Origin of the sequence: Streptomyces sp. NPDC090499, from assembly GCF_044769305.1 — a bacterium.
Lineage (GTDB): Bacteria > Actinomycetota > Actinomycetes > Streptomycetales > Streptomycetaceae > Streptomyces.
In genome coordinates this window covers 728,835-748,850 of record NZ_JBIVXP010000003.1, presented here as the reverse complement: position 1 = coordinate 748,850, position 20,016 = coordinate 728,835, and the positions used below count along the sequence as shown (strand labels likewise).

At 71.7% G+C, this 20,016-nt stretch carries 15 protein-coding genes; 5 read left to right on the top strand and 10 right to left on the bottom strand.

Features of this window, described 5'->3' with window-relative positions:
- Window positions 1-7 precede the first annotated feature (7 nt).
- A complete protein-coding gene (locus ACIQVL_RS15430; RefSeq protein ID WP_403475513.1) occupies window positions 8-1,039 on the bottom strand; it encodes a thaumatin family protein in 1,032 nt (343 codons plus the stop codon).
- Window positions 1,040-1,282: 243 nt separating this feature from the next.
- Here ACIQVL_RS15430 and ACIQVL_RS15425 point away from each other — a divergent pair, with 243 nt between their 5' ends.
- The 4 genes from ACIQVL_RS15425 to ACIQVL_RS15410 all read left to right on the top strand — a co-directional run bounded on the left by ACIQVL_RS15425 (window position 1,283) and on the right by ACIQVL_RS15410 (window position 5,564).
- Window positions 1,283-2,458, top strand: a complete 1,176-nt coding sequence (locus ACIQVL_RS15425; RefSeq protein WP_403475512.1) for an LLM class flavin-dependent oxidoreductase — start codon at window positions 1,283-1,285, stop codon at window positions 2,456-2,458.
- A complete protein-coding gene (locus ACIQVL_RS15420; protein ID WP_403475511.1) occupies window positions 2,455-3,051 on the top strand; it encodes an FMN reductase in 597 nt (198 codons plus the stop codon). The genes ACIQVL_RS15425 and ACIQVL_RS15420 overlap by 4 nt, the downstream gene beginning before the upstream one ends.
- Before the next feature lie 290 nt (window positions 3,052-3,341).
- Complete coding sequence (locus ACIQVL_RS15415) at window positions 3,342-4,109, top strand: response regulator transcription factor (protein WP_403433538.1); 768 nt, start codon at window positions 3,342-3,344, stop codon at window positions 4,107-4,109.
- 18 nt (window positions 4,110-4,127) lie between these two features.
- Window positions 4,128-5,564, top strand: a complete 1,437-nt coding sequence (locus ACIQVL_RS15410; protein WP_403434210.1) for an ATP-binding protein — start codon at window positions 4,128-4,130, stop codon at window positions 5,562-5,564.
- Window positions 5,565-5,592: 28 nt separating this feature from the next.
- On the opposite strand, the gene ACIQVL_RS15405 is transcribed toward ACIQVL_RS15410, so the two are convergent.
- Together ACIQVL_RS15405 and ACIQVL_RS15400 are read right to left on the bottom strand one after the other, a co-directional pair.
- The gene (locus ACIQVL_RS15405) at window positions 5,593-7,392 is read right to left on the bottom strand and encodes a phosphatidylglycerol lysyltransferase domain-containing protein (RefSeq protein ID WP_403475510.1); all 1,800 of its coding nucleotides are present in this window, start codon (window positions 7,390-7,392) and stop codon (window positions 5,593-5,595) included.
- A gap of 131 nt (window positions 7,393-7,523) precedes the next feature.
- The gene (locus ACIQVL_RS15400; RefSeq protein WP_403475509.1) at window positions 7,524-7,820 is read right to left on the bottom strand and encodes a hypothetical protein; all 297 of its coding nucleotides are present in this window, start codon (window positions 7,818-7,820) and stop codon (window positions 7,524-7,526) included.
- Between the two features lie 77 nt (window positions 7,821-7,897).
- Here ACIQVL_RS15400 and ACIQVL_RS15395 point away from each other — a divergent pair, with 77 nt between their 5' ends.
- Window positions 7,898-8,728 (top strand): M55 family metallopeptidase, encoded by an 831-nt coding sequence (locus ACIQVL_RS15395; protein WP_403475508.1) that lies wholly within the window; start codon window positions 7,898-7,900, stop codon window positions 8,726-8,728.
- Between the two features lie 15 nt (window positions 8,729-8,743).
- On the opposite strand, the gene pstB is transcribed toward ACIQVL_RS15395, so the two are convergent.
- The 7 genes from pstB to pstC form a co-directional block, all read right to left on the bottom strand.
- A complete protein-coding gene (pstB, locus tag ACIQVL_RS15390) occupies window positions 8,744-9,577 on the bottom strand; it encodes a phosphate ABC transporter ATP-binding protein PstB (RefSeq protein ID WP_403475545.1) in 834 nt (277 codons plus the stop codon).
- Between the two features lie 134 nt (window positions 9,578-9,711).
- Window positions 9,712-10,626, bottom strand: coding sequence for a sortase (locus ACIQVL_RS15385; RefSeq protein WP_403433547.1), 915 nt, complete (start codon window positions 10,624-10,626; stop codon window positions 9,712-9,714).
- A 76-nt stretch (window positions 10,627-10,702) separates the two neighbouring features.
- On the bottom strand, window positions 10,703-12,694 hold the full coding sequence (locus ACIQVL_RS15380; RefSeq protein WP_403475507.1) for an Ig-like domain repeat protein: 1,992 nt from the start codon (window positions 12,692-12,694) through the stop codon (window positions 10,703-10,705).
- A 133-nt stretch (window positions 12,695-12,827) separates the two neighbouring features.
- Complete coding sequence (locus ACIQVL_RS15375; RefSeq protein WP_403475506.1) at window positions 12,828-15,446, bottom strand: hypothetical protein; 2,619 nt, start codon at window positions 15,444-15,446, stop codon at window positions 12,828-12,830.
- Window positions 15,443-17,140, bottom strand: coding sequence for a phosphate ABC transporter substrate-binding protein PstS (gene pstS, locus ACIQVL_RS15370; protein WP_403433554.1), 1,698 nt, complete (start codon window positions 17,138-17,140; stop codon window positions 15,443-15,445). The genes ACIQVL_RS15375 and pstS overlap by 4 nt, the downstream gene beginning before the upstream one ends.
- Complete coding sequence (gene pstA, locus ACIQVL_RS15365; RefSeq protein WP_403475505.1) at window positions 17,140-18,756, bottom strand: phosphate ABC transporter permease PstA; 1,617 nt, start codon at window positions 18,754-18,756, stop codon at window positions 17,140-17,142. The genes pstS and pstA overlap by 1 nt, the downstream gene beginning before the upstream one ends.
- Window positions 18,757-18,758: 2 nt before the next feature.
- Entirely contained in the window at window positions 18,759-19,733 is a 975-nt protein-coding gene (gene pstC, locus ACIQVL_RS15360) for a phosphate ABC transporter permease subunit PstC (RefSeq protein ID WP_382728303.1), read from the bottom strand.
- Window positions 19,734-20,016: the final 283 nt, after the last annotated feature.

Here is a 20,016-nt window from a genome sequence, read left to right as displayed (position 1 = left end):
CTCCGGGTCAGGGGCTCACGCCCCAGGTGACGCGGTAGCCGCACTCTCCGGAGCAGGTGAGCACGCTGGTCGCGTCGTCGTTGACGTAGGAGTAGGCGAAGGGCTCGGCGGCCTTGAAGACCTTGGCCGAGTCGACCGGCCAGGAGGACGGGACGCACCGGGGGCGGGCGGCGTAGTCGCCGGTGCAGCAGGTCTGGTCGGTGTTGAAGGCGAGGCAGGCGCTGAGGCAGGCGACGACGTGCCCGCCGCGGACGCGCTGGAGCTTGGCGGGGCAGGTGGCGTTGGCGTCCCGGGTGCAGCCGGCGGCGGAGCAGCCGTCGGCGTCGATCCTGTCCTTCGACGTGCCGCCGTAACTGTTGATCCACATCGGCAGGTTGTTGCCCTCGACCAGGCTGACGTCGTAGAAGTCCATGCCGTTCCAGGCGTTCAGGTTGAACTCGGCGAGGGTGGAGGGGAATTCGCCCCAGGTCGAGCCGCACTGGAAGTGGCCGCAGCCGCCGGTCAGGCAGTCGCCGTCGCCCGCGGCGTCGAAGGAGCAGCCGGTGCGGGCCCAGAGGCGGACGTCCCAGTGGTCGGGGATGGTGAAGCTGAGGTCGGCGCCGGGGCGCAGGACCCAGCCGGTGGCCTCGACCGGGTGCTTGGGGTCGGCGGCGATGGCCGGCCAGATGGTCTGGTCGAGCCGGTTGACGAGGGTGATGGTGCGGTGGCCGGGGGCACCCGCGGTGGTCCCCGGCTGCTTCGTGGTGCGGGAGGGCGAGGCCTTGGCCGAGGGCGAGGGCGAGGCGCCGGCGTGCGGGGTCGCCGAGCCCGAGGCCGGGCCGGACGGTGAGGGTTTCCGGGAGGGGCCGCCGAGGGGGGTGGCGGCCGTCGTACGGGGGGTGGCCGCGTGCTCGGCGGCGGTGGTCCGCCGGTCCGGCGAGGGGCCGTTCTGCATACGGGCCAGCACCACGGCGGTCACCAGGGCGAGGCAGGTGAGGACCACGGCGGCGGTGGCGGCGAGGCCGGAGTACCGGCGGGGCCGGCGGCGGTGGTGCTGCATGTCACGGGGCTCCTGTCCGTTCCCACGGGTGTGGGACCACGTAGGGGAGACCCGGACGGGGGCGGTGGGACAACGGAAACGGGGTGGCTGGTGGGTGTGCTGTGGCTGCGGGTTCGGCGCGGCTGGTCGCGCAGTTCCTCGCGCTCCTTGCGGGGCGCCGCGGCCGGGGTCGGGAATAGGTGGCCGGGGCGTCTCGTTCTGTGGGTATAGTTGAATCGTAAACAACATGGAGGGTGAGCGAGCATGCAGTTCGGGATCTTCACGGTCGGCGACGTCACGCCGGACCCCACCACGGGGCGGACGCCGAGCGAGCGGGAGCGCATCAAGGCGATGGTCGCGATCGCGCTGAAGGCCGAGGAGGTCGGCCTGGACGTGTTCGCGACGGGTGAGCACCACAACCCGCCGTTCGTGCCGTCGTCGCCGACCACGATGCTCGGTTACGTCGCCGCGCAGACGGAGAAGCTGATCCTCTCCACCTCCACCACCCTCATCACCACCAACGACCCGGTGAAGATCGCCGAGGACTACGCGATGCTCCAGCACCTGGCCGACGGCCGGGTGGACCTGATGATGGGCCGCGGCAACACCGGGCCGGTCTACCCCTGGTTCGGGCAGGACATCCGCGAGGGCATCAACCTCGCCATCGAGAACTACGCCCTGCTGCGCCGGCTGTGGCGCGAGGACGTCGTCGACTGGGAGGGCAAGTTCCGCACCCCGCTGCAGGGCTTCACCTCCACCCCGCGGCCGATGGACGGCGTACCGCCGTTCGTCTGGCACGGCTCGATCCGCTCGCCCGAGATAGCGGAGCAGGCCGCCTACTACGGTGACGGCTTCTTCCACAACAACATCTTCTGGCCCGCCGACCACACCAAGCGGATGGTCGAGTTCTACCGGAAGCGGTTCGCGCACTACGGGCACGGCACCCCCGAGCAGGCGATCGTCGGGCTCGGCGGCCAGGTGTTCATGCGGAGGAACTCGCAGGACGCGGTGCGCGAGTTCCGGCCGTACTTCGACAACGCGCCGGTCTACGGGCACGGGCCCTCGCTGGAGGACTTCACCGACCAGACCCCGCTGACGGTGGGCTCGCCGCAGCAGGTGATCGAGCGGACGCTGGGCTTCCGCGAGTACGCGGGCGACTACCAGCGCCAGCTGTTCCTGATGGACCACGCGGGGCTGCCGCTGAAGACGGTCCTGGAGCAGCTCGACCTGCTCGGCGAGGAGGTCGTGCCGGTGCTGCGCAAGGAGTTCGCGAAGGGCCGTCCCGCGGACGTCCCGGAGGCGCCGACGCACGCGTCGCTGCTGGCCGCCGCCGCGGCGGAGAAGAAGGCCGGCAAGGCCGCGGACGACTCCTCGGACAAGGCGGACGGCTCTTCGGACAAGGCGGACGACTCTACGGACAAGAAGGAGGCCGGGGTATGAAGCTCGTCGTCGTGTCGGCGGGGCTGAGCGTGCCGTCGTCCACGCGGCTGCTGGCCGACCGGCTGGCGGCGGCCGTGGGCCGGCAGGCCGGGGCCGAGGTCGAGACCGAGGTGGTGGAGCTGCGCGACCTCGCCGTCGAGATCGCGCACAACTTCACCAACGGCTTCCCGGGCCGGAAGCTGGCGGCCGCGCAGGAGGCGGTGACCGGGGCGGACGGCGTGATCGCCGTGACGCCGGTGTTCACGGCGTCGTACAGCGGGCTGTTCAAGTCGTTCTTCGACGTGCTCGACAAGGACGCGCTGGCCGGGAAGCCGGTGCTGATCGCGGCGACCGGGGGTACGGCACGGCACTCGCTGGTGCTGGAGCACGCGCTGCGGCCGATGTTCGCGTACCTGCGGGCGGTGGTCGTGCCGACCGGCGTCTACGCGGCGTCGGAGGACTGGGGCGCGGAGGGGCTGGAGGACCGCGTCGAGCGGGCGGCGGGGGAGCTGGCGGCGCTGATGCAGGGGCTGCGCCGGAGCGTGCCCCAGCACCCCGGGGCGCTGCCGGTCGTGCCGTTCGCGGAGCAGCTGGCGAGGCTGGCCGCGAGCTGAGGCGGGCCGGGCGGGGGGACGCTTACCGGCGCTGGCCGGGTGCCTCCCCCAGCCTTCGGCCGGGGGACCCCCAGCGCCCACCCGTGCCGCCCTGCGGCACGCCTGCCCGCAGCTGGGTGGATGTGAAGCGCCCCGTAAGGGGCGCGGGGAACTGCGCGAGCAACCCCCACCCACCCGCAGCCGAAATCCGGCGCCCGGTTGCTTCTGTGACGGTGAGAGGCAGGTAAAAAGGGTGATGGTAGGCCCGCTCACCACGGCAGAACCGCCGGAGGCCTTGGCAGACTGGTGAGGTGCCCCAGACTGTGCTGCTCGCCGAAGACGACCGCGCCATTCGCCACGCCCTGGAGCGGGCCCTCACCCTGGAGGGTTATGAGGTGACGGCGGTCGCGGACGGTGTGGAGGCCCTGGCGCACGCCCACCGCACCAGCCCCGACGTCCTGGTCCTGGACGTGATGATGCCCGGCATCGACGGCCTCCAGGTCTGCCGGGTGCTGCGGGCGGAGGGGGACCGTACCCCGATCCTCATGCTGACCGCGCTGGTGGAGACCGCCGACCGGATCGCCGGCCTGGACGCCGGCGCAGACGACTACGTCGTCAAGCCCTTCGACGTCGAAGAGGTCTTCGCCCGGCTGCGGGCGCTGCTGCGCCGGACCTCGCCCGTGACCACCGGCGGCGGCAGCGGCGGCGGGGCCGGCGGCGGTATCGGCGCGGGTATCGGTGTCGCCGCCGAGCCCGGCCGGGAGCCCCAGGTCTCCGACCGGCAGGTCGAGGCGGCCGGCCTGCGGATGGACCTCCAGGCCCGCCGGGCCTGGCGCGGCAGGCGCGAGCTGGAGCTGACCCGCACCGAGTTCGAACTGCTCGAGCTGCTCGCGCGCAACGCGGGCATCGTCCTCGACCACTCCACGATCTACGACCGCATCTGGGGCTACGACTTCGGCCCCGGTTCGAAGAACCTCGCCGTCTACGTCGGCTACCTGCGCCGCAAGCTCGACGAGCCGGGCGCCCCGCAGCTGATCCACACCGTCCGGGGCGTGGGTTACGTGCTGCGGGAGGACTGAGTGGGCCCTCTCCAGCGGCTGGAGCGGCTCACGCGGGCGGTGGCCCGGCGCAGGCCGGGCCTCGTCTCGCTGCGGACCACCTTCGTCGTCTCCTTCGCGGCGGTCACGGCCGCCGTCACGATCGTCGTCGGCATCCTGTCGTACAACGCCGCCGCCCGGCTGGTCCGTGTCGACCAGCAGTCGGTGTTCACGCAGGTCGTCTCCGACGTCCAGGACGAGGTCAAGCAGCACAGGATGGTGCCGGCGGACTTCTCCTCCTCCCAGCCCGGCCATGACCTGGTACGGCCCGCGCGCACCGACGTCCAGGTGCTCGGCGCGCGCGGCGAGATCGTCGACCGCGGCAGCCCGGTGCTGCCCGTCACCGCCGCGGACCGGGCGGCCGCCACCGCCGCGGAGGCCGGGAAGACGGTCCAGCACAAGGACGTCCAGGCCGGCGAGGACCTGTTCCGGATCGCCACGGTCGCGCTCGGCGGCGGGCGGGGCGCGGTGCAGGTGGCGCAGGAGTTCAGCGACACCGAGGACCTGCTCAACGCGCTCCAGCAGCGGACCCTGCTGCTGATGTCGGCCGTGGTGGTGGCCGCCGGGCTGCTCGGCTGGTGGCTGGCCAGGCGGATCACCCGCCGGCTGGTGATCCTCACCGCGGCCGCGGAGAACGTGGCCCGCACCCGGCAGCTCGGCATCCAGGTGCCGGTGACGGGACTGGACGAGGTGGGCAGGCTGGGCCGCGCCTTCGACCGGATGCTGGGCCGCCTCGCCCAGTCGGAGGAGGACCAGCGGCGCCTGGTCCAGGACGCGGGCCACGAGCTCCGCACCCCGCTGACCTCGCTCCGTACCAACATCTCCATGCTCCGCCGGATCGACGAGCTCCCGCCCGCGACCCGCGACGAGCTCGTCGCCGACCTCGGCCAGGAGGCCCGCGAGCTGACCGACCTGGTCAACGAGCTGGTCGACCTCGCGGCCGGGCAGTCCGACTCCGAGCCCCCGCAGCAGGTGGACCTGGCCGACATCGCGGAGGACGTGGCGGGGCTGGCCCGGCGCCGTACCGGACGCGAGATCGTCCTGCGCGTGGCCGGCGACACCACGACCTACGGGCGGCCCGGCATGCTCCAGCGGGCCGTCTCCAACCTCGTCGAGAACGCGGCCAAGTTCGACCGCGACGGCAAGGCCCCCATCGAGGTCGGCGTCACCGGTCCCGCCCGGCCGGGCACGGTCCGCGTCGAGGTCCTCGACCGCGGCCCCGGTATCGCCGAGGGCGACCTGATCCGCATCTTCGACCGCTTCTACCGGGCCGCCGACGCCCGCTCCCTGCCCGGCTCCGGCCTCGGCCTCTCCATCGTCCGCGAGGTCGCCATCGCCCACGGCGGCGCCCCCTTCGCCTTCCGCCGGGAGGGCGGCGGCGCGGTGATCGGCTTCACGGTGGGCGGGGGGATCACGGGCGGGACGCTCCGCGTCTGAGCCGCAGCGGCGGTGCGCCCGGACGCCGTCAGGTCCCCCAGGGCACCGTGAGGAACCCCTCCGCCCGCGCGCTCGCCAGACCGATCCTCGGCAGGTCGCTGCTCTTCGTGAAGAGGATGTAGCGGGGCTCCCACACCGGGCGGTACTTGGCGTTCGCGCGGTACAGGGACTCGATCTGCCACCAGCGGGAGAAGAACGTGAGGGTGGTGTGCCACAGGCGCAGGACCGGGCCCGCGCCGAGGCGGGAGCCGCGTTCGAAGACCGAGCGGAACATCGCGAAGTTGAGGGAGACGCGGTCGACCTTCAGTTCCGCGGCGCGCAGGAGGAGTTCGACGACCATGAACTCCATCAGGCCGTTCTCGGAGTCGCGGTCGCGGCGCATCAGGTCCAGGGAGAGGCCCTGCTCGCCCCAGGGGACGAAGCTGAGGAGGGCGCGGGGGGTGCCGTCGGCGTCCCGGCACTCCAGCATCACGCAGCGGCCGTCCGCCGGGTCGCCGAGGCGGCCGAGCGCCATGGAGAAGCCGCGTTCCGTGGCGCCGTCGCGCCACCCGTCGGCCTTCTCCATGAGCAGGGCCATCTCGTCGGCCGGGATGTCCTCGTGGCGGCGGATGCGGACCGTGTAGCCGGCCCGGCGGACCCGGTTGTGGGCCTGGCGGACGACGCGCATCGCACGGCCCTCCAGGGTGAAGTCGGCGATGTCCACGATCGCCTCGTCGCCCAGTTCCAGGGCGTCCAGGCCGTGCCGGGCGTAGACGGTGCCCGCCTCCTCGCTCGCGCCCATGACGGCCGGCGTCCAGGCGTGCTGCCGGGCCTCCGTCAGCCAGGCGTCGATCGCGCCCGGCCAGGCCTCCGGGTCGCCGATCGGGTCGCCGGAGGCGAGGCTGACGCCGCCGACGACGCGGTAGGTGACCGCCGACTTGCCGGTGGGGGAGAAGATCGCCATCTTGTCGCGGCGCAGGGCGAAGTAGCCGAGGGAGTCGCGGGCGCCGTGCCGCTCCAGCAGGCCGCGCAGCCGGGACTCGTCCTCGGGGCTGAGCAGGCGGCGGCCGCGCGGGGAGCGGAAGCCAGCGTAGAGGACCAGGCAGAAGGCGGCGGCGAGGAGGATGTTGATGACGATGTCGGCCCAGCGGGGGGCGTGCACCGCGGTGACGTGGTCGGCGAGCGGGCCGACGCTGACGCCCCGCAGGAGGGTGTAGGCGATCTCGTCCGGCAGGGTGGCGCCGGGGACCTTGTTCGTGGCGTGGACGAGGAGGGTGCCCAGGACGCCGGTCACCACGACGCCCGCGGCCCCCACCGCCAGCGCCGTCTTCGGGTTCGACGGGTCGCCCACCGCGTTGAACTCCCGGCGGCTGATCAGCAGCGCGGCCACGAAGAGGCCGGTGAGGGCCGCCGAGACCCAGTTGAAGGCGTGGGCGCGGTACTCGTGCTGGGTGAGGGCGAGGACGTAGAGGGCGAACAGCGGGGCGGACAGGACCAGGTTGACCACCCAGGCCGCGCGCTTGCGGCGGCGCATCACCAGCACGAAGAAGATGGCGAGGGCGGCCGAGACCAGGCCCGCCGTGGCCAGGTACGGGGTGAAGAACTGGCCGGAGTGGTGCGCGTGCTGCCGGTGGAGGTGCAGGGTGATACGGCCGTTGTTGTGCTCGTCGACCTCCTGGCGGAACGGGAGCGAGAGCACCGCCACTATGTTCAGTACGGCGATCGCGCGGAGGTACCAGACGGTGAAGTCGGCGGCCCGGCCGGGCAGTGCACCGCCGGACGCGCCGGTGGGGGCGCGGAGGGCGGCGGAGACGCGGGCCGGGATCAGGGTCGACAGCTGTGCGGGCATGGGGACCGGTCACCTTGGGGACGGGGAGCGGATTGACGAAGGGCTGACCCTACAGTCTGTAGGGTAACTGTGGGAGGCGGGGGAGCGATCCGCCGTGGTACGGAATACGGTGTGAAAGGACGTACCGCCTCTTACGGACCAAGAGGGGCCTGGGCCTGCTTCCGTTCCGCCCGCTCCCGTTCCGCCCGCCGCCGGGCCGCCAGCATCCACGCCAGGTTGCCGAGCGCCGCCCCGGCCGCCACCGCCGCCACGATCACCCCGCCGGTCGCCAGCCCGTCGCTGAACAGGTGCGGGCGCCGGTCGAGGGCCTGCAGGCCGAAGCCGGACAGCTCGTACACGCCCACCGCCGCGACCAGCAGGCTCGCCACCAGCACCGCCACCGTGGGGGCGAGGCTGCGCCGCGCCTCCTGTGTGTCCGTGCCCTGCATGAGTACCCCCGTGAGCTGACGAGCCGCCGTGGCCGATGGGGAACCTACAATACGTAGGGTCCGGATAGCCTCAGGACGTGCGTATCTACATCAGCGTGGACATGGAAGGCATCACCGGGCTGGTCGACCGGGACGATGTGCAGCCGGGCGGCCGGGACTACGAGCGCGGCCGGTCGATGATGGCCGAGGACGTGAACGCGGCGGTGCGCGGGGCGGTGGCCGCCGGCGCGACCGAGGTGCTCGTCAACGACGCCCACGGGCCGATGCGGAACCTGCTCCCCGAACATCTGCACCCCGCGGCCCGCCTGGTGCGCGGCAAGCCGAAGAAGATGATGATGCTGGAGGGGCTCACGGCGGAGCACGACGCGGTGATATGTGTCGGCTACCACTCCCGGGCCGGTGCCCTGGGTGTCCTCAGTCACAGCTTCATGGGTCACGAGATCGAGGACATCTGGCTGGACGGGAGGCCCGCCGGGGAGATCGGGCTCGCGCACGCCACCGCCGCGGCCGTCGGCGTTCCGGTCGTGGCCCTCACGGGTGACGACGCGGCGTGCGCCGAGATGACGGCCTGGGAGGAATCGGTGCTCACCGTGCCCGTGAAGTACGCCCGGGACCGGTTCGCCGCCGAGCTGCGCCCGACCCAGGAGGCCCGCCGGGCGATCGAGGAGGGGGTCGTGGCGGCCCTGACGCCCGTGCCGAAGCGGCCCGCCGCGCCCGAGGGCGAGTCGGTCCTCGCCGTGCGCTGGCAGTCCGCCTCCGTCCCCGCCGTCCTCCTCGGCATCCCCGGGGTGACGGCCCTGGACAGCCGTACCGTCCAGGCCCGTGGTCCGCTGCCCGCCCTCTACCGCCAGTTCGGCGTCTGGATGCGGGTGGCCTCCTCGCTCACCAACCAGCCCCCGTACTGCTGACCCCGGGCGGCGCGCTCAGCCGAAGCGGCCGGCCACGTAGTCGGCCGTGCGCTGGTCCTGCGGGGCGTTGAAGACGGCCTCCGTGTCGCCGTGCTCGACGATGCCGCCCGGGGTGCCCTGCTCCGCCAGGAAGAACGCGCACTGCTGGGAGACGCGCGCCGCCTGCTGCATGTTGTGGGTGACGATGACGATCGTCACCTGCCCGGCCAGGTCCTGGATGGTCTCCTCGACGCGGCGCGTGGAGGTGGGGTCCAGGGCCGAGCACGGCTCGTCCATGAGGAGGACCCGGGGCCGGACCGCCAGGGCCCGCGCGATGCACAGGCGCTGCTGCTGGCCGCCGGAGAGGGCGCCGCCGGGCTGGCGGAGCCGGTCGCGGACCTCCTTCCACAGGCCGGCGCGGGTCAGGGACTCCTCGACCAGGACGTCCTTCTCCCGGCGGTTCACCTTCATGCCGGTCAGCTTCAGTCCCGCCACCACGTTGTCGTAGATCGACATCGCCGGGAACGGGTTCGGCTTCTGGAAGACCATGCCGATCCTGCGGCGGGCGTCGGTCAGCCGCCAGGACGGGTCGTAGATGTCCTCGCCCTCGAAGAGCACCTCGCCGCCGAACTGCGCCGACGGGATCAGCTCGTGCATCCGGTTGAGGGTGCGCAGGAACGTCGACTTGCCGCAGCCGGACGGGCCGATCAGCGCGGTCACCTCGCCCGCGGGCATGGTCAGCGACACCTGGCTGAGCACCTGGTGGGAGCCGAACCAGGCGGAGACGGCACGGGCTTCGAGCGTGGCGGGCGCGGGGCCGTCGACCACGGCGATGGCGGTCTCGGCGGGGAGTACGGCGGTGTCGGTCATCTCGGCGGTCTCGGCAGTCACAACGGTCTCGGCGGTCTCGGCAGTCACGGCAGTCACGGTCGTTTCAGCTGGCTCAGGTACGTCGTCGGTCACTTCGGTTGCTTGGGTTGCTTCAGACACTTCACTCACCTCGGTCACAGCAGGTTCGGCAGCAGTTCGGTGGTCCGCGTCGCGACCTGGAGGCCGAGCACCGCGACGACCGGGGCGAAGACGATCCACGTCTGGTGGCGGCCCCAGCGGTGCCAGGTCCAGACGGCGGCCACAGCGGTGAGGAGCAGCGCCTGCAGCCACATCACCAGCGGCCACGGCACCCCGGAGGGGCGGGCCAGCGGCTCCTCGGAGCTCGGCAGGGTGCCGGCCCGGATCACGGCGGACGGGGTCTGGAACGGCGCGGAGACCATGTCGGCGTCGACGCGCAGTATGCCCGAGGGCATGAACTTCGGGCCCGTCGCGGTGATGAGGACGATCCGGCTCTTGCCCGCGGCCAGCGCCGTCGGCGCCGGGTCGCCGGCCCGCCGTACGTCGATGACCTGGAACTTCGCCTTGCCCTGGCCGGTGGTGACGGAGAACGTGTCACCGGTGGCGAGCCGGGAGAGCGTGCCGAACGGGCCGCCGTAGGCCGCCGCCCGGCCCATCAGCACGCTGGTGCCGGCCTGGCCGGGCATCGGGGTGTCCCGGCGGTGACCGGGGCCGTCGGTCATGACCGAGGAGTCGGTGCCCTCCAGGACGACCTGGCTCAGACCCAGCTTCGGTATCTCGACGAGCGCGACCGGCGTACCGGGCGCCAGCAGCTTGCCGTCCTGGTCGGTCTGCGCCACCGGGGCGGTACCGAGGGCGAGTTGCTCGCGCAGCTGGTCGAAGTCGGCGTGCTGGGCCGAGTTCTCCTGGGCGCCGCTGAGCACCAGCAGCTGGACGGTGATGCCGAGCAGCAGGGCGGCGAGGCTGAGCAGTCCGCCGCGCGAGAGGTGGCGGACGAAGGTGAGGCTGCGGACGGGCCTGCGGGGCACGGCCGGAGCCAGGGTTTTCGGTGTCGGTACGGCGACGGTCATGGCGGCCCGCCTCCTTCGGGGAATGAGTGAGGGGCCGCCGGGAGCCGCGGAGGCTCCCGGCGGGCCCGTCAGAGGGTCACTTGCTGGTGATGGTGAAGTTGGCGCCGGCCTTCGAGTTCACGGTCGAGGAACCGACGTAGAAGGCGTGCAGGGTGTGCTTGCCCTTGGCCAGGTTCGGCAGGGTGATGGTGACCTTGCCGCCGCTCAGGGTGCCGGTCGCGATGACCTTGGAGCCCTGGTAGATGCGGACGGTGCCGGTCGGGGTGGTGCCGGTCGCGGTGACCTTGACGGTGACCTTGGCCTTGGCGGTGTGGCTCACCGAGGTCGGGTGCGAGGTGGAGACGGACGCCGTCGCCTTGGTGATCTTCAGGGAGACCAGGGTGGACGACGCGTTCAGGCTGGAGCTGCCCGCGTAGGAGACCGACAGGGAGTGCGTGGCGACCTTGAGGTGGTTCGACAGGCCGATGGAGACCTTGCCGGACGAGTCCAGGGTGCCGGTGCCGACGACCGTGGTGCCGTCCTTGACGGTGACCTTGCCGGTCGGCTTCACGCCGTGCGAGCCGGTGACGGTGACGGCGACCCTGGGGACCTTGCCGTAGGCCGTGGTGGCGGCCGTGGCAACCGTCTTGCTCGCGTACTTGACCGCGCCGGTCCAGGTGGCCGCGGCACCGGTGCCGTTGAGGTTGTTGGCGGTGACCGTGGCGGTGTAGGTGCCGTTGGTCAGGCCGGTGAAGGAGTACGAGGTGGCGCTGGCCGCGACGTCCTTGACGGCGACGAGGGAGCCGTCGGAGCCGGTCAGGGTGATCTTGTAGTCGGTGACCGGCAGCGCGGTGGCGGCCGGGGCGGTCCAGGACAGCTTCAGGCTGCCGTCGCCGACGGTGGACTTCACCGTGGGCGCGCCCGGCACGTTGGCGTCGACGCCGGACTCCTCCAGGCCGCCGAGCTTGGCGTGCTTGGCCACGGAGACGGAGCCGTTGTAGGACTCGTTGACGAAGCCGAACTTGGCGATGACCGACTCGGCGGCGTCCGACGCCAGCTCGGCCGTGTGGCTGCCGCTGGTGACGAAGACGTCGTAGAGGTCCTTGTCGAAGAAGATGCTGCTGGTGTCGATCGCGCGGCTCGGCACGACGTTGTACACGTCACGGCCGAAGGTGGCGTTGTCGTAGTAGGCGGTGACCGGGGACAGCTTGCCGTTCACCGTGGTGACCGGGCTGGTGGCGCCGGTGTCGCCGGGCAGCTGGACGGAGGCCAGGTGACCGCCGGCGGCGGCCGCGGTGGTGCTGTAGTCGGGGGAGATGCCGTTGTTCTGGGCGATCCAGGAGCCGACGGAGAACGGGACGAGCGCGCCGTCCTCGGTCAGGGCCGCGTTGGCCTGGTTCTCCTGGACGGTGGTGACGTTCGGGGAGAGCGTCGCGTCCGTCAGGCCGATCGCCGCGAGGAAGAACTTGCGGGTGCCGGAGCCGGACTGCGGGATCCGCGGGTGCACGGTCTGGCCGTTCACCGTGGTGAGCGTGCCCGAGTAGATGTCGTGCAGCTGGTCCACGGTCAGCGTGTCCAGGGCCGAGCCCTTGACCGCGACGCCGACCGCGTCACGCGCCATCGGGATGTAGGTCAGCGCGGTGCCGGAGACCGACGGGCCGCCGGAGGAACGGGCGAAGTCGACCTGGCCGCTGATGGAGACACCGGCGCTGGTCGGGTACTTGTCGCCGGTCAGGGCCTCGCTCAGGGCGAGACGGCCGTTGCCGGAGCCGTTCGGGCGCAGGAAGGACGGGCCGCCGGAGCGGGTGGTGATGTTCGAGGTGGTGGAGCCGGTGCCGGGCTGGATCGCGTCGTACGACGCGATGCCCGCGCCGTTCGTCGACTTCACCGCGGTGGCGGAGTAGCTGGTGCCGTTGACGGTGTCACCGGCCAGGGCGTTCAGCACGTCCTGGGTGGTGTCCGAGCCCACGCCGACCAGCTGGCGGAAGGCACCGGCGTCCGGGTCGGCGACCGCAGGGGTGGCGAGGGCGAGGCCGCCGGCCACCACGGCAGCGGCGACGAACGCCGCCGAAGAGCGCATTCTGCGCATCGAGAGTCTCCTGACGAGAGCTAGCTAGCTGGGTGTTGCCAGAGGATCTGGCAGGGTGGTACGGGCCGTCCGCCCCGACTGCCTTTCGGGGCGGGCGGCCGTCTGTGGGGAGCGCGCGAGGCGCTCGGGGGGACTACGGGAGCAGTCGGCGCAGTCGCCGTGACAGCTCCGGTAGTTCGGGTACGACGGTCACGGTCCGCCCGCCGGGCAGCGGGAGGCGCAGCGGCAGCCGCAGCCGGTTGCCGCCCGCGAAGGGCGCGCCGACCCCGGCGACCGCACCGAGTGCGGCCCCGACCGGCACCGCGTAGCGCAGCGGGTTGGCCGGGTCGGCCGGGGTGTTGCCGGCCGCGGTGGTCTCCAGCGCCTGGCCGCCGTCGAAGGACGGCTTGGCGCTGGGCGAGGTGCTGGAGCCGTCGGCCGGTGTGCCCGTGCCGGGGCCGCCGGTCGTGCCGCCGTTGACACCGTCGGTGCCGGAGGGGGCGCCGCCGCTGGTGTCGGTGCCGCCGCCGTCGGCCGTGCCCCCGTCGGAGGAGGTCGGTCCGGTGTACGTGAGCAGCGAGTTAGCCGCCTTGACGGTCTGGGCGCGCAGCTTCGAGGAGAGCGGGGCGTAGCCGTCGGGCAGCTTGCCCGGGTCGGCGCCCGGGGTCTGGCCGGTGGCGGCGGCGTAGTGCAGCAGGGCCGAGTAGTCCCAGCGGGCGGTCTTGCTCACCTTGCCGGGCCGGACCGCCGCGTAGACCAGCTCGGAGAGCGGGTAGGCGCCCTTGGCCGTGGCGTTGGCCGGGGTGATCTCGGCGATGCCGGAACCGGTGGCGGTCGCCGCGGCCGCGGTCAGGCTGGCTGTGCTCGGGGCCACGTACTTGCCGGCGGTGTTCTTCAGCTCGGCGGTCTGCAGGCCGTACCGGGCCGCGGAGGCGGCGTCCGTGATCGTGATGACGAAGCGCGAGCCGACCGTCTGCGGACCCGGGCTCTTGTACGCCTGCGGGCTGGACAGCGCGTCCCAGGTGGACTTCCACAGGGTGTCCGCGCGCCGGGTGTGCAGGGCGCCGGAGTGCATGTCGTCCACGTAGGGGTGGAAGTCGGTCATGCACTGGGTGGCCGTGGACGGCGCGTCCGAGCCGGGCGGCACCGTGCACCACGGGTCGCTCTTCGGGTAGTCGTCGGTGCTCGACGGATCGAAGGCGACACCGGTCGGGTTCAGGTCCGCGTTGGTGCTGTAGTACGGGTTGACCCGCATGCCGTCGTCGTCCGGGACACCGGCGAGGAACTGCCGGGCGTCCTTGTCGGCGAGGATCCACTGCCAGATCGCGCGGGCGGTGTCGGAGTGGCCGAGCGAGGTGATCAGGTCGGTGTCGGTGGCCGGCGTCTCGGCGACCGACAGGTACGCGAACTCCGGGTTCAGGGCGATGAACTCGGGGTCGGAGGCGATGCCGGCCGGGTTGTTCTTCGTCCAGCCGTACCCCTTGGCCGCCGTGCCGTTGATGACCGAACCCCAGCTGGAGTTGCGGTACGACTCGGTGAGCAGCTTGGCCACCAGGCGCTGGTCGAGCTTGATCGACTCGACCTTGGTGCCGGCGAGTTTCCTGATGCTGTCCGGCGCCCCGGACTTGGGTCTGCGCTCGATCGTGAACCCGATGACGGCTCCGGAGAGTGCGACCGGTGCGTACGTCGTCGTCCCCGACGGCGCGGTGGTGCCCGCGTCCGCGCCCAGTTTCCGGGTGGTGAAGGCCAGGCCGGTGGAGGAGGAGTCCGAGATCAGCCGGGACCGGGTGTCGGGCTCGCCGAGCTCGGTGTAGCCGTAGACCTTGCCGACCGAGCAGAGCTGGGCCTGCCAGCTGGTCATCGCGTCAGCCGCCAGCTCGCTGCCGGTGGTGGGGCGTTCGTCGGCGCCGAGGGCGCAGTTGCTGCCGACGCTGTTGAAGTCCAGCTTGACCGCGATCCGGTTCTGCCAGTTGGTGGAGGAGACCGGCGAGCCCGCGTTGACCTGGCTCTGGTCCGCGTACGGCTTGCCGTCCAGGTCCAGGTGGCCCTGCGGGACGATCACCAGCCAGCAGGAGCGGGGCCTGGTGACGCCGTCGGTGGTGACGGGGACGCCGCAGCCGAGGTGGGGTGCCTCGTTGGCGGTCTGGACCTCGAAGTACTCCTTGCCGGTGCCGTTGGTGCCGGTGCGGCCGAAGTCGATCTCGTTGGTGGTGTTGTAGTTGAACAGCGCGTTGTTCTGGGTGTTGGTGGTGATCGTGGTGCCGTCCACCGACTTGAAGGGGACCTCGCCGGGGGCGTTCGGGTTGGCGGCGCCGTACCGGTTGTCCTGGCCGTAGTTGGTGGGGTCGGCGCTGTAGAAGATCTGCCGGGTGTCGTCCTGGCCGTTGCCCGGCCAGCTGGTGCGGTTGGTGGTAGGGGAGGCGCCGTACTGGCACTGGGTGCGGGACGGCCCGGGGTTGGACGGGACCGTGCCGTCGTCGTCGCCCCAGCACTGCATGATCTGCACGAAGTCGGTGTTGAACGACGTGCCCGCGAAGGTGGTCGGGGTGCCGCCGGTCCAGCTCACCGTGACGGCCTGGCTGGTGAGGTCCTTGGTCTGCGAGACCGTGAACTTCATGTCCTTGAACTCGCCGCGCCCGGCGACGGTCACGGCGGAGCCGGTGGCCGCGACGGCCGTCGGGGCGGTCTGGGCGACCGCGAGTCCGGCGAGCGCGCCGACGGTGGCGCCGGCCAGCAGGCGTATCAGCGCGTTGCGTATCCGGGTGCGTCTCACCGCGAACTCCCGTCGTCGGAGCGGCTGTTGCCGTTGCCATCGCCGTTGGCCCTGCTGCCGACCAGGCGGGAGACCACCGACGGCAGCAGGAGCAGGCCGAACACCAGGACCGCGGCCAGCAGCATCAGCGTCTGGGTGCCGGTCCAGCCGTGCGCGGTGGCCACGGCGACCGGCTGGGCGAGGGCCACCGTGCCGTCGGCGCCCCCGCCGGTGCCGCCGGAGGCGGAACCCGTGGTGCCGTTCGGGGAGATCGTCTGGCCGGTGTCCGGGTCGACGGAGGGCTGGGCGCTGTTGCCGCCGGCCGAGGAGCCGTCGCCGGCGGTCGAGCCGCCGTTCGTGCCGGTGCCGGTGGAGCCGGTCGAGCCGCCGGAGGAACCGCCGCTGCCGTTGCCGGAGCTGGTGGTGGCGCCGCCGCTGCCGCTGGTGCAGGGCGCGGCACCCTTCTTGTCACAGGCGGCCGGGTAGGGCGCGGTCTGCGCGAGCCGGTTCTGGCCGTCGGCCGTGAAGGTCGGGTTGTTGCAGTTCTTGATGTTGATGTTCTGCGTCTGCACGCCCGGGATCCGGCGGATCTGGTCGAAGCCGGCCTGGACGAGGTTGATCGGGAGCGGCGAGTAGCCGAGGTTCGGCGCCTGCTGCTGGCCCTGGCACATGAAGTAGTACGAGAACGCGCCGAGCGTCTTGCCCTTGGCCTCGGTGAAGGTGCCCTGCACCTTCAGCGGCAGGATCATGTACGAGTAGCTGGACAGCGGGTAGTTGCGCTTGTCGGTGTCGTTGTAGACGCCGTCGAGCTGCTGGGTGAGGTAGTCCGCAGAGTTCTTGTCGGTGTTGATCTTCGCCTTGAGGAGCGAGACCGCCACGTTCTGCGGGGTGGGCTCGGTGTAGTAACCCGCGTGGTTCAGGACCTTGGCGACCGGGTAGTGCGCGTTGAGCGCGTACGAGTAGTTGACGTACCCGATGGCGCCCTCGCCGTAGTTCTGGGCGACGTAACCGGCGACCCCGAGGTCACCGGACTGGGCGATCATGCCGGAGACGGTCGGGTAGTACGACGTCTGCCCGCACGATCCCGAGCGGCCGACCTTGGCGCAGTAGGCGTTCCACAGCGACTTGTGCTGGTTCGCCATCCACATCGTGAACTGGGCGGTGGAGCCGGAGCCGTCGGAGCGGACCACCGGGACGATGGTGCGGTGCGGCAGCTGCAGGCCGGGGTTGTCGGCCTTGATCGTCGGGTCGTCCCAGGTCTTGATGACCCCGGTGAAGATCTTGGTGACCACGTCGCCGGAGAGGCGGAGGTTGGTGACCTTCTTGCCGTTGACGGTGAGGTGGTACATGAACACCGTGCCGCCGGCCACGATCGGCATGTAGGCGTACGAGCCCTTCGCGGGGCGTTCGGCCGCGCTGCCGTCGGTGGGGTTCGTCTGGAACGGGATGTCGGAGACGGCGAAGTCGACCGTGCCGGACAGGAACTGGCGGCGGCCGTCCGACGAACCGGTGCCGGCGTAGCTGATCCGCATGCCGTTCTTGTTGACGTCGCGCCGCCACTGGTCGACGGCGTTCTCGGCCCAGGTGGAGCCGGCGCCGGCGATGGGGGTGTAGCTGTCGGCGACGGCCGGGGTGCCGGCGAGGGTGCCGAGGATGCCTATCAGTGCGGCCAGGATGCCCAGCCGTCGGAGGGCGTTGATGACTTGGCTGGACATCAGTGACTGTCTCCTGTAGCGGGGTCTGTGTTCTGCCCGCCCGCACCACCCGTGCGGGTTTCGTGGTCGGGTGCGGGTGGCCCCTGTGGGGCGGACGCGCCGTCGGCGGGTGCGGGTCCCTGCGGGGGGACTTCGCCGTTGTCGGCGGTGGGTGCGTTGTCCTCGCGGGACTGTTCGCCGTTGTCGGTGGTGGGTGCGTCGTCCGTGGGGGACTGTTCGCCGTTGCCGGTGGTGGGCGCGTCGTCCCTGGGGGACTGCTCGCCGTTGTCGGCCGCGGGTGCGCCGGGGGTGGGGGCGCCGTTCCCCGCGCCCCCGGGTTCGTTGCTCTCGCCGGAGTCGTGACGGTCACCGGTCTCGAACAGATCCAGTCCTGGCGTGTGGAGTTCGGCGAATCTCGTGGTGTCCCGGCGGGACGCCCTCGCCGCCCTCCTCGCCTGGCGCTTGTTCTGGTGGCCGGGGCCGCGGCCGCCGATCACGCGGGCGATGATGAAGAGGATCAGGACGAGTGCCATCAGCACCGCCGCCGCGCCGAAGCCGCGCGCGATCATCGTGGGCTCGGGGGACTTGACGAAGTTGAAGACGGCCAGCGGGAGGGAGACCATCGGGCCGCTCGTCGGGTCGGCGTTGAGCGCTGCCGTGAAGCCCGCCGTGAGCAGGACCGGGGAGGTCTCGCCGATACCGCGGGCGGTGCCGAGGATGACGGCGGTGGCGAGGCCCGAGCGGGCCGTCGGCAGGACCACATGCCAGACCGTCCGCCAGCGCGGGGCGCCGAGCGCCTCGGACGCCTCCGTGAGGGTGCCGGGGACCAGGCGCAGCACGACGTCCGCCGCGCGGATCACGATCGGCAGCATCATCACGCTGATCGCGAAGCCCGCCGCCAGACCCGACTTCTGCATGCCGAGGTTGAGGATCCAGACGGCGTAGACCATCAGGCCGGCCACGATGGACGGCAGCGCGGTCATCGCCTCGACGATCGTGCGGACGAACCGGGAGAAGCGGCCGGGTATCTGGTTCAGGTACACCGCGCAGGCCAGGCCCAGCGGGACCGTGATCGCCAGCGCGATGGCGATCATGATGAGCGTGCCGAGCATGGCGTGCGCGATGCCGCCGTGGGTCAGCGGGTCGAGCGGTCCTGCTGCCTGCATGTCCTGGGTGAAGAAGTTGGCGTGCGGCAGGGCCTCCCGGCCGCGCCACGCGGTGAAGCCGACGACCATGGTGAGCGCGGCGAACATCAGGCCGCCCGCCGACCACAGGACGACGGTCATCACCCGGTCCCGTACGGCCTGCCCGTCCTCCTCAAGCCCTGTCAACACCGCGTAGATACCTAGGAATGAGAGGTATGCGGTGACGAAGAACCCCAATGCACCGGAGAACGGCGCGAGTTCGCCGAAGAGCAGGATGGCGACGCACAGCCCGGAGGCGGCGGCGCCGGACACCGACAGCACACCGGAGCGGGTGACCCCGCCGATCCGGCGCGGCACGTCGGCGAGCGTGACGGGGTCCGCGGCGAGGGAGGTCCTCGCGGCAGCGTTCGCGGGGGCGTCCTGCTGGGCGTCTTGCCGGGCGTCCTGCGGGGCGTCCTGGGGAGCGCCCTTCTCAAGGTCTACGACGGTCATCGTCAGGCCTCGCTCTGTGCGCCGGACCGTGACCGCGCCACGATCGAGGAAGCGGTGAAGTTGACCGCCAGGGTGAGCAGGAACAGCGCCAGGCCCGCCGCCATCAGCGCGGACATGCCGAAGGTGGAGGCATCGCCGTAGTGCAGGGCGATGAGGGAGGAGACGGAGTTCGAGCCGGTCTGCAGGATGTGCGGCTGGATGGTGAAGACCGGGGAGATGATCAGGTAGACCGCGATGGTCTCGCCGAGTGCGCGGCCGAGGCCCAGCATCGTGCCGCCGATGATCCCGCCCATGCCGTACGGCAGCACGACCGAGCGGATCATGCCCCAGCGGGTGGCGCCGAGCGCGTAGGCGCCCTCCCGTTCACCGGCCGGCGCCTGCGCGAACACCTCGCGCATCACCGAGCACTGGATCGGCGCGACCATCAGGGCCACCACGATGCCGGCCACGAAGGTGGAGGCGGTGTAGACGCTCTGGGAGGCGAGCGGTTCACCCGGCTGGGTGCCGTCGACGTGCAGGAAGGGGATCCACCCGAACCAGTCCGACAGCCACCGGGACAGCCCGATCACATGCTGCTGGAGGAAGAAGAGGCCCCACAGGCCGTAGACCACGGACGGCACGGCGGCCATCAGGTCGACCATGGAGACGAGCGTGCGGCGCAGCGGGCGGGGTGCGATGTCCGAGATGAACAGAGCGGTCCCGAGCGCCAGCGGCACGCTGATGGTGACGGCCACGGCGGCGATGAGCAGGGTGCCGGTGAGCACGGCCGCGATACCGAAGCGGTGCACGTCCGGCTGCCATTCGGCGGTGGTGAGGAAGTCCCAGACCCCCCTGGTCCGCAGCGCCTGTCCGGCCCGGAGCAGCAGGAACAGCCCTACGGCAGCCATGATGGCGAGTACGGTGACGCCGGAGGCCGTCAACTGAACCCGGAAGATCCGGTCCCCTAGCCCCCGGGCGGCCGACAGCTGCCTGGGCACGGGTCTTTCGGATTCCGCCCCTGCGGAACCCTTGAGCGCGGACACCACTGTGCCCCCCCTATACGGAAAACGAATGGCCCCCTACACGGCTCCAACGGGTAGCCGCGCGGGTTGAGTCAATGGCCGGTTCCTTGCGCACCAACGCGTCGAATATGGAGAACAGGTGAACTGTTCATGCCATTTCGGTGGGGGAGATGTGGGTGCCTGTGTACTGGAGGGTCGGGCGGGACGTGTGACGCGGGACGCCCGCGCCGCCCAGGAGGCGGGCGGGCAGGGCGAGTTC